This is a genomic window from Desmonostoc vinosum (genome assembly GCF_059505385.1).
The window spans coordinates 1-14,862 of record NZ_JCACKM010000164.1 but is presented as its reverse complement, the minus strand read 5'-3'; the positions used below and the strand labels follow the sequence as shown (position 1 = coordinate 14,862).

Below are 14,862 nucleotides of genomic sequence, written 5' to 3'. Positions count from 1 at the left end.
TTTGGATACCAGAATTAGAATTAGGTTTGGGTGTGTGGCAAGGGCGCTATCAAGACATAGAACATTCTTGGTTACGTTGGTATGATGGGGCAGGGAACTGGATGTTGACTCCCTCCCAACAACAAGAACAGCGTGCCCAACAACAAGAGCAACGCGCCCAACAACAAGAGCAACGTGCCCAACAACAAGAGCAACGTGCTGAACAAGAAAAGCAACGTGCCCAACAACAAGAACAGCGTGCCCAACAACAAGAGCAACGCGCTGAACGTTTGGTAGCACAACTGCGATCGCTTGGCATTAAACCCGATTTAGAATAAAAATCAGCAAAGCGATGGCATTTTGAAATCACTTTGCTGCTTAAAGCCAATTACCAATTAATACATAGGGTGCCCAGTAACTAGGACGACTGTAATTAGGGTAGTTTGTTAATAACTTGACTTGAGCGCGACGCAAAGCTTCGGCTTTACTTACTTTGACATCAACTAATTGACGGTAAAATTCACCAATTAAAATAGCAGTAGATTTATCGTTAATGTGCCAAAGCGAAGCTACTGTACTGCGTGCGCCTGCTTTAATAGATGCCCCTGCCAAACCTAAGGTAGCACGATTATCGCCTGTGGCAGTTTGGCAAGCACTCAATACCAATAATTCTAGGGTTTGTGCGCGGGTTTCACTCTGACGACGCAGTAAATTATCAAACTGTAAGACATTAATTGAACCGTCAGTTGCGAGGATAAACGTATCTTCTGAGCGAGAACTGAATTGCCCGTGGGTTGCTAAGTGCAAGACATTAAAAGGAGCAGTTTTAATATTTTTTTCGAGAGTTCTGCTGGTAAAGTCTTTGTCTAGGAGTTTTGTGGTAGATACTCCTGTTTGAGCAATGAAGTCAAATTCTGACTTAATTTCTGGTAGAGGTGGAAATGATGAAAACTCCGGTGGTGGTTGCACTAAACCCGCAGCCAGTACTTTTAATTGTTCTTGGGCTAGAGATTTAGGAGTTAATAATTGCAGCCCCAAGCTGAGAGCTACAGCATATTTTTCTACTAAATATTTTTGACCGTCGTAAAGAGCAGCTAGTGGTATATTTCGTAATGCTCCATCTAGTACAAATACAAGAGTATTGACTTTACTTGTTCCTAAATCAGCTTCAATTGGTTTAACTAACCAACTATAAATTTCTTGGGAAAGGGCTTGCACTTCTTCTGTTCTATCTGGTTCTAAAAGATACTCGCGTAATTGTCCCAAGATACGTTCTACTTCATCTTGTGATTTATTAACTTGATAACGGTGCAGTGGTTGCTGAGGAATTTTGACAATTATCTGGAGTTGTTCTGGGAGAATAATGGGATAGAGTATGGCAGTCCTGGGATTTTCTGCGTCTACGACTTTATCCAACAGTATTTTCTGCCCTTGTAGACAGGCTTGCCGAAAAAAGTTATCCAACTCTGCTAACTGTAGCGCTTCTATGCGAGTTCTAGCTTTATCTAATATTTTGACATCGGTTTTTTTGGCAGAATTTTGCAGCAGTAAAGCAACCGACTCGCGGTAGACTGGTTCTACATGATCTCGGAAATTAAACTGGATATCCTGCTTTGCTGCTACTAAATCAGTACGCAGTGATTCTAAGGTTTCTATTGCTGCATCGTATGCTGCGATCGCTCCTGTAATTTCACCTTGGGCTTTTAATAGTCTACCTAGTTGCCATTGCCATAGGTAAGCAATTTCAGGCGCATTGCTTATTTGAGCTAAAATTAAAGCCTTTTCAGTCAGATTGCGTGCTTCAGCAAATCGTTGTATTTTTTCATGCAAGTAACCTTGATTACCTAAAGCATATGCTTCTGCACGGATATCGCCCAAGTCATGGGCTTGTTGTACAGCAGCAGCTAGCAAAACGGCTGAATGAAAATATCCATAATTTGGAATTTTTGTCAAGCTTTTAGCAAAGTTAATTCGAGCGTAAATTGATGGACGCGAGGGTGGAAGTTGTTCGAGTGGGGATTGAATTTTTGGTATTAAGTTTTTGGCTGTTGGGAATTTTTTTTCTTCTATTAGCAAGCCCAAATAATTGAGTTGTGCTTGAACTTTGGTGAGAGGTGAGGGCGATACTTCAACCGTTTTTTGGTAGAATGCGATCGCTTGGGGAATTTTTTGTTGGATACGAGCATTGTTTCCTAAACTCAGTAAACTTAAAGCAACATTTATTGAAGATTTTAGTTTTTGAGCAATCGCCAAACTTTGCTCTAAAACAATGTGAGATTTTTCCAATTCTCCTACATTTTCCAAAGTAGTGCCGAGAGAAAGTAACACTGCTACTTTTGCTAAGGAATCTCCTTGAGTGTTTAAAGTTTGACTTACTTGTTCTAGTTTATCAATAGCTCGCTGATTAAAACCTTGAGTTCGTAATGCTTGAGCTTGATAGAGACGTGCCAGAGCAATACTATTTTTATCTTCTATCTTGGTATACAAATCTTCAGTCTGTTTCCAAATAGAGAGTGCTTGTTCTGTTTGTCCTGTTAATAGTTTTAAACGTCCTTGAATATCTAGACTTTGCGCTAATAAAGCTAAGTTTTTAATTGTCTTTACTGAAGAGTTTTGTTGTTGAAATCCTTGTAATTTTAAACTTTTAGTAATTGTTGCTTGTGCTTGTTGCCAATTACCCAGTTGCTGATAAGCTAATGAGAGATTACTCAAAACTACGGCTTGTTTTAGTGTATCGCCCTGCTCTTGATATTCTTGTAATGCTTGCTGCAAGATTTGTGTTGCTTCGGCAAATCTGCCAGTGTCATATAATATTTGACTTTCGGTAATTTGGAATTTGGTATTTTGAGAATATTGAGTTGCTAAAGTTGGAGTGATTAAAATACATATTAAGATGGTCACTAAAGCTAGAAGCCAGAAATTAATTAGTTTTAATTTTCTTGGTTTTAAGTTTGCTAATAATTTATAGATTTTCATCGGGATTCATAACAAAATATTTTTTTATCTCACGCCAAGACATAGAGAAAGAGTTGTAAATTAAAAACGTAAAATTTCTCGCTCATATCCTTCTGGTAAAGGTTCTATTTCCCAAACGATCGCTTCATTTGGTTCTAGCATCACTTCAAGGTATAATTGTTCTACAGAAGTTATGGCTATATCTTCATTGTTAGTGAATGGTTGTAAATCTTCAGTGAGTAATTTGAGTTTAAACCCTACAGGAATAAGATTTTCCAAATTTAAGCTGCGTAATTCAAAGCGCCAAATTCTTTCTTCTGGATTGCCTTTAGGAAAAATACGTAATTCATATATATTGTCTACTATTAGTAGTTGTCGAGATAATCCCAAGACAGATATTTGTGGTTCTCGACTCCTCATTCCTGAAGGCAATACCGCAAATTGCCGTACTTCCCAACCTAATTGTTGGGCAAAATTTGAAACACCATCCTCAAACCATTGTAAATTTGATGCCTGTTGTGTAAATCCTTGACGCAATTCATATAATCGTTGTCGCCAACCACCATGAGTTAATAATGCTCCCCAAAGCGGAAACGGAACTTCTAAACGGGGAAATTTGATATCTGCGTTACCTAATCTTTGTAATAAATTCTCTGCTTGGGTTTGAGGTAAGAATGGTAAGGGTGTAACTGTTGCGCGTTTAGCTTCTTGAGGATAAAACTGTCGCGTTACCCACAGAACATTTAAATCGTGGATTAAATTATCATATTCTAAACTGTAGGTGCGATCGCTGTGGTCATAAACCCCAGTAGTTTTCAATTGATTATGGGTTGTGTAAGCAAAAATTCGCATCCAACCGTCGTCTGGATTAACTTGCACTCCTAGATAATAATCAGCAACCCACTCTAAAATATCTACCCATTCTTGAGGGACACGCAACTCATCTACATCCATTGCCAAAGTAGGAATTAACACCAAGCGTAAATTATCACAAGTAATTGCTGTACCATTAACAAATTCCCAAAAGCTTGGTAATGTAGCCATATTGGGATATACCCTAGCGTTGGGATTAATTTCTTCTTTTAACCAAGTTAAAAACGTATTTACACAAAGTTGATTAACCCAAGCACGTTGACGACCACCAGCTGTAGAGTAGCTATGTTCCACAGTCGAGGATATCTGAATAATCTCTAGAAGTGAGTCACTATCAATGGTACATGGAAACGATGGGTTAAACATAGCTAGATGACTCGATTTTAAGTGTGGGGGTTGACATGGCTGTAATAATTGTTGAGCCATTCTTCTAGACTTTTATTCATGGCATCTACTACGACGGGTGCAGCAGAAATATGCAGACTATTTACACTCCACTGCGTTAGGGTAGTTAGCAACGAACGTTTGATGCTGGTAAGACGGCGAGAAACTTGATATTGCTTTATATCTAGCTGTTCGGCAATTTGTTGCTGAGTTAGATGTTGTTTGTAATAAAGCTGTAGTAATTTTTGAGATTGAATATCCAGTGCTGCTAAAACATCCGTTAACACTTGGTTTAACTCAGTTTGCTGCTTTTGTCTGCTTGCAGTCTCTTCTTGGGCAATGATTTCTGTAAGTAAGCATGATTGTAAATCTATAGGTAATGTATCTAGTAAATTACCTGTTTCTTGCTCATTACTAGTAGCATCCACAGAAACAAACTTTGGATAAAGAAAATCTCGCACAGCTTTGGCGCAGTAACTCAGCCATTTTGCCAAAGTTTCTGGAGAAATAGCGGCAGGAGGTGAACTCAATTGGTTCGAGCGCTGCTGATTATAAAGATAAGTAATTTCCTGCCATATTGCAGTATTTGGTTGCCCCATTTGGCGGATAGTTTTGTTATCTGTGGTGTAAAGTTCCTTAAAGCATTCCCATGCTAAAACGTAGTTATTGACAATTTGACTGTTAAAACCAGCATTCTGTAAAGAATTAATCAGCCGTTTACGAGTAACTTTATGTAGTAATGCCCAGTCGGTGCAGATATGTACTTCTCGACAAAGACGCAGTGAGTCTTTAATAAAACCCTCAAAAGCATATTCAGCGTAATTTTTTAAGTTTCCTCCATGTTTGGGATTAAAATTTTTGAGAATTTTGTGAATACAGCAAATTGCTATCTGAAAACAATCAGCTACAGAAAACTGACTAGGAAAATTTAAGGCTATTCTTCTGGCAACCCAATAACATTCCTCTTGCAAATAAGCAGAAATATGTTCCACTGCTAAAGGACTAGATTGCATTTGCCATATTTTGTACCAGTAAAGCAACCAGAAATTCTCAGATTCCTGTTGTGGGAATTGTTCTAGGCATTTTTGGATACTCCTTTTTAGTTTGGCATCAGTTACCCAAGCGTTGAACCTGTCTGCATCAAATTGCACAAAGGTAGAGAAGATTTCAATAATGCCCTGACGGGGTTGCATGAAAATTTCGTATTTGCGAGTTTACACCTACTTCTAATATGCCGTAATCTCAACACTTTCCGTATTTTTTCCCAAAAGCTTCTATCTAAGTGCATAAAAATCAAAAGCCAGTCGTACAAATCCGCAGAAGGAGGTTCACTGACAAAGCACACTAGATTAGGTGCAAATCAGGTGAACCAAAAATAACCTCACTATAAATTTAACTTCCAAGCTAGAAGGAAAAACAACTATGGCTTATATTGTTGGTACACCTGGTAATGACTATCTTCCCGGCACTAGTGTAGCTGATACCATCGACGGTAAAACAGGGAATGATAGTATCTACGGCGATGGTGGGAATGACATAATTTTTGCTGGGCCAATAAGCCCTGTTGCTGGTTTCACAGACAATGACTATGTCAATGGCGGTACAGGTAATGACAGCATTTACGGCGGTTACGGTGATGACAAACTTTATGGTTCGACAGATAACGATTCTCTCTACGGTGAAGCTGGAAACGACACCCTAGATGGTGGTTCTGGTGGAGATAAAATGTTTGGTGGTGTTGGTAACGACATTTATTATGTTGATAATGCCTCTGACTCAGTTACTGAATACGCTTCAGAAGGAACTGATACCGTCAACTCTTCCATCAGCTACACCTTGGGCGCAAATGTCGAAAACCTAACTTTGACTGGTTTTGCTGCAATTAGTGGTACAGGTAATGACCTGAATAATACTATTAGAGGCAACAGTGCTAACAACTCAATTTATGCCAGAGGTGGCAACGATGTTGTATTGGCTGGGGCTGGTAATGATTACGTAGATGGCTGGACTGGAAACGATTATATCTACGGTGAAGCTGGAAACGATACTTTGTATGGTTATACAGGCAGTGATTACCTTTCGGGTGGCGATGGTAATGACAAACTCTATGGTGAAGGTGACAATGACACACTTATTGGCGGTGCCGGCGACGACACCCTAGATGGTGGTTCTGGTGGAGATAAAATGTTTGGTGGTGTTGGTAACGACATTTATTATGTTGATAATGCCTCTGACTCAGTTACTGAATACGCTTCAGAAGGAACTGATACCGTCAACTCTTCCATCAGCTACACCTTGGGCGCAAATGTCGAAAACCTAACTTTGACTGGTTTTGCTGCAATTAGTGGTACAGGTAATGACCTGAATAATACTATTAGAGGCAACAGTGCTAACAACTCAATTTACGCCAGAGGTGGCAACGATGTTGTATTCGCTGGGGCTGGTAATGACTACGTAGATGGCTGGACTGGAAATGATTATATCTACGGTGAAGCTGGCAATGATACTTTGTATGGTTATACAGGTAGTGACTACATCAATGGTGGTGATGGAAATGATTACCTCTACGGTGAAGCTGACAACGACACCTTAGATGGTGGAGTTGGTGATGATTATGTTTCCGGCGGAGATGGTGACGATACCGTTTATGGTTGGTCTGGCAATGATAAACTCTTTGGCGGTAATGGTAACGACAAACTTTACGGTGAAGCGGGTAACGACACTTTAGATGGTGGTGCTGGTACCGACAACCTCGATGGTTATCAAGTCGGTAGTTTAAAAGAACTTGATATCCTTACTGGTGGCGCAGGTAATGATACCTTCCAACTCGGCTATAACTTTTCTGCAACTAGTTTTGAGGTTGGTTACATAGGTGATGGCGACTTGGGATATGCTACTATCCTTGACTTCAAGTGGCCCGAAGGTGATAAAGTTCGCCTTGGTGGTATCGCTAGTGATTACACAGTTGACAAAACTATTAATCGTGTCGGTACGGCAACGCTGGATACCAGTTTGTATTACAAAGGTGACTTAATAGCTGTTTTCCAAGATAACACCAGCTTCCTCTTAGGTGCAGATGGAATACTTTAAATTAAGCGATCGCCTTTACATAGCTTAATACAACTTGCATGGGTGGATTATATTACCCACCCTGCAATTGTAATTGGTTAGCGATCGCTTTGTATGGTTAAGTTGTGGTTTATACTGAAATTATTTTGCAATTGTGGTGGGCTGCGATCGGGTTTAGCGAACTTAATTAAACTGCTTCAGGTAAATTTTTTTATTAAAAAATTATGTGGTCAACGTATTAATACTAATATTCATGGTTTAATAAAAACTGAGTTTTACGTTATCAAATAAGTAAAAATACACAAAATTACAATGAGTGATGAATTGTAATTAGAATTTTAAATGAAACAAAGTAGCGTTCATATCAAAGCTAGTCCGTTATTTTTTCAAACTAAATACATTTAAGCAGCACGAATATTGGAGACAAACTAATGAAATTAATGATGGCTTTAGCAGCTACTACGTTAATAGTAACATCAACCTTTATGGAAACAGCAGTAGCTCAAAGAAGAACAAGAAATGGCCATTCTGTAACCGGATCAAATGAAGCAAGTGTTGATATCCAGTTTGACTTAGTTAATGCAACAAGAGATGGTGTTTACATAAATCCTGAGAGGGATAGTGCTAATCCAAATTTAGTCGTTTTTCGGGGAGCGATAGAAAACTATAAGGGTGGGTTTGGACTTGCAGCTGCTTGTAGTAGGTTTGGCTTTGTAGATTCAGAACCACCTGCTGTTTGCAAACCAAGTGGTTATACTTATATAGATCCTTATTATTTTGATAGCTCTGGCTTTCTTATTTTACGAGAGGTTTATACATATAGTGGATCATTATATGATGGGGATTTATATGCTGAATTAATTCCCAACGATCCTTTATTTAGAGGTCGCGATACTATTGAATATAAGATTTTGAAGTCAGGAGAAACTCCCGAAGCCGAGCTGCTTACTCGTTATAGATTAGACTTCTCAGTTTTAGATATTAATCGAAATCAGGCTCAAAATGATTTGACATATATCTTGCAACAAAATTTGTTTAGTAAAGCAAAAGTAATTCTAACTGATTTTGATGGTTCACTATATGAAGATATAGGTGCTGTTCTTCTACAAAATAGTTTCGAGGAAGACATCAAAAACATACCTGAATCTCAGACACAAACTGGTGTACTCGTGCTAGGAATTTTAGGTTTAATATTGTTTATCAAGCGCAAGGTTAAACATCAAACAAGTTAGAAACCATGTTAGTTTCTTTAGCCAAGAAGAAGTTTTAGACTTTTTCTTTGTTTTGTAATTTTGTAGAGTTGTATTAAGTTTTAAATAGAAGTGTTGTTTTATAACCTAGCGATCGCTTTAAAATATTGTACTAGTATTCACTATTGAAATCTATGTGTTACTATTTCATTATTCTATATATATTGAGTGGAATTATTCTAAATAATTTATTCGTCAATAATCAAGCAGTAGCACAAGTTATTCCAGATAAAACATTGCCAGATAACTCAGTTGTTCCTCCTAGTTGCATAAATTGTAAAATTACGGGTGGCACAACTGTTGGCAAAAATCTATTTCATAGCTTTGAGCAATTTTCTATTCCTACAAATGGCACTGCATACTTTAATAACGCCACAAATATTGAGAATATTATTAGTCGTGTTACAGGCAAATCTATCTCTATTATTGATGGATTAATCCGTACTAATGCTGCAACTAACTTGTTTTTAATTAACCCTAATGGAATTGTTTTTGGCCCCAACGCCTCGCTTAATGTTGGTGGTTCTTTTATTGCTAGTACAGCTAGTAAAATAAAATTTGCCGATGGAACTGAATTTCTAGCTACAGTTCCTCAAAAATCTCCTCTTCTTACTATCAGTGCGCCTATAGGTTTAGGATTTGGAGAAGCACCAGGAAAAATTATTAATCAAGCTGCCTTATTAGATGAGTCTAAAAATCCTATTGGTTTACAAGTGCCATCGAATAAAACCTTAATACTTATTGGTGGAGAAGTAGCTGTGGAGGGAGGCTTCTTGACAACACCAGGAGGAAGAATTGAGTTAGGAAGTGTCTCAAGTAACAGTTTCGTAAAACTAACACCTATAGACAAAGGTTGGGTGTTAGATTATCAGGATATTTCAAACTTTCAAGATATTAGTTTATCTCAAGCAGCTTATGTTGGTTCCAGTGATTATAAAGGCGCTGATATTCAAATTCAAGGAAGGCGCGTCTTCATTAGTGAAGGGAGTCAGATTAATTCTGTAGCAAGAACTAATGCTCAACCAGGAAATCTCAAAATTTATGCATCGGAACAATTAGAGCTAATAGAAGATTCCACAGTATTTAATGAGGTAGATAAAAAAGCTACAGGAGAGGGAAAAACCCTCACAATTGAAACAAGGCGTTTAATCATTCAAGGAGGAGCGCAAGTATCAACCACTACTTATGGTACAGGTCGGGGAGTAGATCTGTCAGTAAAAGCCTTTGACTCGATTGAACTATCGGGTGTCTCATTTCTCAAGTTACCTGAGCCTAGTGAAACTGTCCCAAGTGGTTTATTCGCCAGAGTTAAGGAAGGAGCCACAGGTAATGGTGGAACATTGAGCATTGAAACTTCACGGCTACTAATTCAAGGAGGAGCGCAGATATCAACCGACACTCGTGGTGGAGGTCGTGCTGGAGATTTGCGAGTCATAGCTTTTGAGTCAGTAACAGCGGAGGGTAGAGTACCAACAACGGAGGGTAAAACACCAGATGATGAAATAAGTAGTGGTCTGTTTGCTCAGGTTAATAAGGGAGCCACAGGTGATGCCAGTAATTTAACGATTGAAACTCGCAAGCTCAATGTTTTAGGTGGAGCGCAGATTTCCACATCTGCTCGCAGTGGAGGTAAAGGAGGAGTTTTAACCATTAATGCTTTTGACTCTATTTTTTTAAGTGGAACTGCACCGACAGCCGAACCAACACCAGAGGATCGTGGTAGGAGTAATATTCTTGTATCAGCAGAAAAAGGAGCCATTCGTGATGCTGGAAAATTAAATATTACAACTGGAAGTTTGACTGTTGAAGAAGGAGCCAGAATATCAGCAGATAACTTTGGTTTAGGAGAAGGAGGAACGGCAACTTTCAATGTTAGACAATTGTTAATTCGTAATGGAGGAGAAGTTAGGGCAGGTTCTTTTAGTGAAGGGCCTGGTGGTACTTTAACTATCAACGCTACCGAATCTGTAGATGTTGTTGGAACTGGAACTATTCAAGGCAAAACTATCCCTAGTACTTTGTTCTCTCAAGCTTTAGAAGGCGGTAAAGCCGGAAACTTAATTATTAACACTCCAACTTTAAGTGTCCGCAACGGCGGAGAAGTTACTGTTAGCGCTATAGGTACAGGTACAGCAGGTAACTTAACTGCAAATGCCAACACTATTCGTCTCAATCAAGGGAAACTGACAGCAGAAACCAATGCTGGCGAAGGTGCAAATATCAGACTGGAAAACTTAAAACTGTTAACACTGCAAAATCAAAGTCTAATTTCTGCCCAAGCTTTTAATAATGCCAACGGTGGTAACATTACCATTGACTCACCAGATGGTTTTATTGTCGCTTTCCCAAATCAAAATAATGATATTGTCGCCAATGCCTTTCAAGGGCAAGGAGGCAATATCAATATTAATGCTCGTGGAATTTTTAATCTAACAGAACGCTCATCAACTCCACCAAATAACACCAATGATATAGATGCTACTTCTCAGTTTGGTTTAACAGGTACAGTCACAATTAATACACCAGACGTAGACCCCAGTCGCGGCTTAGTACAGTTACCTCAAAACTTAACAGATGCATCACAACAAATTGTTTCTAGTTGCAACCCTGGAAGTCTCGCTAGTCGTAGTTCCTTCACCATCACAGGGCGCGGAGGAATTGCACGCAGCCCTATGGAACCGTTGCAAGCAGAAGTACCAACGGCACGGTGGATAACATTAGATACACTCAATGAGAAACAACAAAGCAATGTAAATATTCAATCTCCAGTACCTGAAATAGTTGAAGCGCAAGGCTGGGTTATGGATCAAAATGGTACTGTATCTTTGGTCGCTCAAGTACCAAATATCACACCTCGGAGTTTGTCTGCTTCTATTACTGGGCGTTGCTAATAAATGTGTGAAAATCTCACGCAGAGGCGCAGAGGCACAGAGAGGAGGATTGATTAGAGAAAACCTACTTAATTAACGATAATAAAAATTAAATCTTTCTGCGTGTATTAAATCATAATTATAAATTCTTACTGTGAATAAACTAGTAATTCTAAACTTTGGAATAGGCAACTTTGAAGTGGGGTTTCCTGTAACGCTGCAAATTGGTGCTGAAGATGCCCGTCCTATTGTAGAAATTACTGGTGAGTTACCATCAAATACAGAAATTTTTCTTTGCTACCATCATTGGCAATCAATCTATCTTAACTTAGACTTTCTTGGTCGTCCTATCGGTTTACCTAAAAAATCAACGTTAACCTCTCCTTTGAAAGATTGCCAAGAAGCGGCCGATAATTTGCAAGTTTGCTTGAATAATTGGTTGCTTGCAAATTCTTTCCGTCCTATCCGCGAAAAATGGTTAGAAAAACTTTTACCTGAAGATCAAATCCGGGTACTTTTACAAACTAAAGATTTAAGATTGCAAAAGCTGCCTTGGCATTTGTGGGATTTGCTGGAACGTTATCCCCAAGCAGAAATTGCTCTGAGTGCGCTGAGTTATGAACAGGTAAGCCACAATTTTTTACCCAAATCTCAGGTGAAAATCCTAGCAGTTTTAGGTAATAGTGAGGGAATTAATATTCAAGCAGATAGTAATATTTTAGAAAAGTTACCTAACGCAAATACTACTTTATTAGCTGAACCGTCAAGTAAAGACTTAACTGATCAATTATGGCAGCAAGATTGGCAGATTTTGTTTTTTGCTGGCCATAGTTCTACTCATAAAAGTGGTGAAGGGGGAAAGTTTTATATTAACCAAACTGAAAGTTTAACAATTAGCCAGTTAAAGTATGCTTTAAGAAGAGCAGTAGAACGAGGTTTGCACCTGGCAATTTTTAACTCTTGTGATGGTTTAGGCTTGGCGCGAGAGTTTGCAGATTTGCAGATACCTCAAATAATTGTGATGCGAGAACCTGTTCCTGATAGGGTGGCACAGGAATTTCTCAAGTATTTTTTAGAAGCTTTGGCTCGTGGTGAGTCTTTATACACAGCAGTCCGAGAAGCACGAGAGCGTTTGCAAGGGCTGGAAAGCCAATTTCCCTGCGCTAGTTGGTTGCCTGTAATTTATCAAAATCCAGCAACAACACCTCTGTTATGGCAAGAATTACACGTTAATAATAGCAGTCCTCAAATATCGTCTTTAGCGCACACCCCTAAGACAAACATCAACCATCGATTTGCTTGGTTGGCGGTGTTGCTTACTAGTGTAGGTATAACAATATTATTGATGGGAATGCGGTATTTGGGTTTACTGCAATCATGGGAATTAACGGCGTTTGACCATTTACTACGTCTGCGTCCCCAGGAAAAGCCAGACTCTCGCATATTAGTAATTAATATTACTGAAGAAGATGTGCAAGCACAATCTCCACAAAGACGGGGATCTTTATCGGATGAGTCTCTTGCTAAGTTATTAGAAAAATTAGAGGCATCCCAACCACGAGCTATCGGTCTGGATATATACCGAGATTATGCTGTACAAAAAGATTATCCACAGTTGGCAGCACGAATGAAAAAAAGCGATCGCTTTGTGGCAGTATGTCAACTTAGTGATCCTCAAACCAAAAAACCAGGTATTAAATCACCACCAGAAGTTTCCCCCGTTGCTTTGGGCTTTAGTAATACCGTTATAGAAGCAGATAATGTGGTGCGGCGTCATCTATTAGCTTCAACCCCTCCTCCCTCGTCTCCTTGTGCTGCACCCTACGCCTTAAATGTGCAGTTGGCATTACGATACTTATATGGCGAAGGAATTCAGTTGCAATTTAGTCCTAATGGTGCATGGCAACTAGGCAAACTCACATTTCACCCAATAGAAGCTCATACAGGAGGTTATCAAGGAATCGATGCCCTATCACATCAAATTTTACTCAATTACCGCTCCTTGAAGAATTTAGAAGCGATCGCCCCCAATATTACTTTAAAACAAGCACTAGCAGGTCAACTATCAGCCGCCGCAGTCAAAGACCGCATAGTTCTAATTGGCACGACAGCCGAAAGTTTTCGTGATTATCACTTAACACCCTACGTCTTTTCTACAGGCAACTCCCAAGAAATAGCCGGAGTCTTCTTGCAAGCACACATGGTCAGCCAATTGCTAAGTGCAGCTTTGGATGGACGACCTCTGTTATGGACTTGGTTTGTATGGGTTGAAGGAATTTGGGTTTGGGGTTGGGCGATAATTGGGGGCTTAGTTGTTGCTTATCTGCGACAAACTACTTATGTAGCTTTGGGAATAGCGATCGCATTTTGTGGTTTATACAGCACTTGCTTAATATTATTAATACTATACGGCTGTTGGATTCCTTTAGTACCTGCGGCGATCGCTTTAGCAAGTAATGCTGTCATTTTAGTAGCCTATTTTAATTCTCAGCCAAACAAAAATAATTAAAACTTATCTTAATTACAAATTAAAAATGAAACCTTACAAGCAAAAAATTCAATTCAGCACAGCATTGGGAATGTTATTAATTAGTAACATGTTTTACCATATGCAACTTCAAGCCCTGCCAATTCCAACTCATTTTGCGTCGATAAAATTTACGCCACCACCCCCACCACCAGACCGAGGTGCAGCAGGTACAAGAGGAGGAACTGCCAGTCGTAGTCATGGATGCAGTATAGACAATCAAACAATCACTGCATTAGTGCCGATGTATGAGCAAACTGTTAGCCAAAGGAAAGAAGAATTCATTCCGATAACCAAAGTTTGGGGATTAACTAACCTAGAACATCCTTATTTCTTATTTTTTGTTCCTTATAAAATATCATCTATTGCTAACATAGAGTTTGTACTCAAAGAAGAAACAAATAATCAAAGTCAAACCCTATACCGAAGTTTTCTGACACCGCCAGCATCTCCCGGTATTATTAAAGTTGATTTACCTACAACTACCCCATTACAAATAGGAAAAATGTATCAGTGGTTTTTCAAAGTAAAAGTCAAATGCAATCCACGACAACCTATTACGCTAGATTACGTTGAGGGTTGGGTACAACGGGTGAGCCAAAATTCAGCCTTAACTGAACAACTCAAACAAGCAACACCTCAACAAAAGGTTACACTATATGCCGCAAATGGTATTTGGTACGACGCCCTGATGACTTTAGCAGAATTGCGCTTTGCAAATACTAAAGATGAGAGTTTATTGGCAAAATGGATAAGTTTGCTAAATTCTGTTGGTTTAGAAAAACTAGCTAACCAACCTCTGATTAATTGCTGCCAACCAAGCGTGATTCAGTAATGCTAAAAAAAGAGGAAAAGGGGCAGGGTGAGAACCCTATAAAGAAATTGACTTACCGTGTATCGTTTTCTTTTTCGGTTATTCGTTGAGCATACATTCCATAATAGAGTTGAGAGTCTC

8 protein-coding genes and 1 pseudogene are annotated in these 14,862 nt (G+C 39.1%); 6 read left to right on the top strand and 3 right to left on the bottom strand.

The window, feature by feature from the left end; all coding sequences use genetic code 11:
- Window positions 1-317 (top strand): annotated as a pseudogene (locus tag AC5JMF_RS22240) (Uma2 family endonuclease); the annotation flags it as partial.
- Window positions 318-357: 40 nt separating this feature from the next.
- Here the strand turns inward: AC5JMF_RS22240 and AC5JMF_RS22235 are convergent.
- The 3 genes from AC5JMF_RS22235 to AC5JMF_RS22225 are packed head-to-tail and all read right to left on the bottom strand — an operon-like array spanning window position 358 to window position 5,384.
- Window positions 358-2,955: a CHAT domain-containing protein gene (locus AC5JMF_RS22235; RefSeq protein ID WP_495797886.1), complete on the bottom strand. Its 2,598-nt coding sequence runs from the start codon at window positions 2,953-2,955 to the stop codon at window positions 358-360.
- A 60-nt stretch (window positions 2,956-3,015) separates the two neighbouring features.
- On the bottom strand, window positions 3,016-4,173 hold the full coding sequence (locus tag AC5JMF_RS22230) for a DUF1822 family protein (RefSeq protein ID WP_495797887.1): 1,158 nt from the start codon (window positions 4,171-4,173) through the stop codon (window positions 3,016-3,018).
- 17 nt (window positions 4,174-4,190) lie between these two features.
- On the bottom strand, window positions 4,191-5,384 hold the full coding sequence (locus AC5JMF_RS22225; RefSeq protein WP_495797885.1) for a sigma-70 family RNA polymerase sigma factor: 1,194 nt from the start codon (window positions 5,382-5,384) through the stop codon (window positions 4,191-4,193).
- A gap of 229 nt (window positions 5,385-5,613) precedes the next feature.
- Here AC5JMF_RS22225 and AC5JMF_RS22220 point away from each other — a divergent pair, with 229 nt between their 5' ends.
- From AC5JMF_RS22220 to AC5JMF_RS22200, 5 genes are all read left to right on the top strand, one after another.
- Entirely contained in the window at window positions 5,614-7,281 is a 1,668-nt protein-coding gene (locus AC5JMF_RS22220) for a calcium-binding protein (protein ID WP_495797884.1), read from the top strand.
- A gap of 410 nt (window positions 7,282-7,691) precedes the next feature.
- Window positions 7,692-8,492, top strand: a complete 801-nt coding sequence (locus AC5JMF_RS22215; RefSeq protein WP_495797883.1) for a hypothetical protein — start codon at window positions 7,692-7,694, stop codon at window positions 8,490-8,492.
- Window positions 8,493-8,644: 152 nt separating this feature from the next.
- Window positions 8,645-11,401, top strand: coding sequence for a two-partner secretion domain-containing protein (locus tag AC5JMF_RS22210; protein ID WP_495797882.1), 2,757 nt, complete (start codon window positions 8,645-8,647; stop codon window positions 11,399-11,401).
- A 133-nt stretch (window positions 11,402-11,534) separates the two neighbouring features.
- Window positions 11,535-13,889 carry a CHASE2 domain-containing protein gene (locus tag AC5JMF_RS22205; protein ID WP_495797881.1) on the top strand — a complete coding sequence of 785 codons (2,355 nt, stop codon included), beginning with the start codon at window positions 11,535-11,537 and terminating at the stop codon, window positions 13,887-13,889.
- A gap of 25 nt (window positions 13,890-13,914) precedes the next feature.
- Entirely contained in the window at window positions 13,915-14,742 is an 828-nt protein-coding gene (locus AC5JMF_RS22200; protein WP_495797880.1) for a DUF928 domain-containing protein, read from the top strand.
- Window positions 14,743-14,862 lie beyond the last annotated feature (120 nt).

Bases quoted from the DNA above. Each gene is read 5' to 3' on its own strand.
- AC5JMF_RS22210 (WP_495797882.1), top strand. From the start codon at position 8,645: ATGTGTTACTATTTCATTATTCTATATATATTGAGTGGAATTATTCTA.
- AC5JMF_RS22230 (WP_495797887.1), bottom strand. From the start codon at position 4,173: ATGTTTAACCCATCGTTTCCATGTACCATTGATAGTGACTCACTTCTA.
- AC5JMF_RS22235 (WP_495797886.1), bottom strand. From the start codon at position 2,955: ATGAAAATCTATAAATTATTAGCAAACTTAAAACCAAGAAAATTAAAA.
- AC5JMF_RS22200 (WP_495797880.1), top strand. From the start codon at position 13,915: ATGAAACCTTACAAGCAAAAAATTCAATTCAGCACAGCATTGGGAATG.
- AC5JMF_RS22215 (WP_495797883.1), top strand. From the start codon at position 7,692: ATGAAATTAATGATGGCTTTAGCAGCTACTACGTTAATAGTAACATCA.
- AC5JMF_RS22225 (WP_495797885.1), bottom strand. From the start codon at position 5,384: ATGCAACCCCGTCAGGGCATTATTGAAATCTTCTCTACCTTTGTGCAA.
- AC5JMF_RS22220 (WP_495797884.1), top strand. From the start codon at position 5,614: ATGGCTTATATTGTTGGTACACCTGGTAATGACTATCTTCCCGGCACT.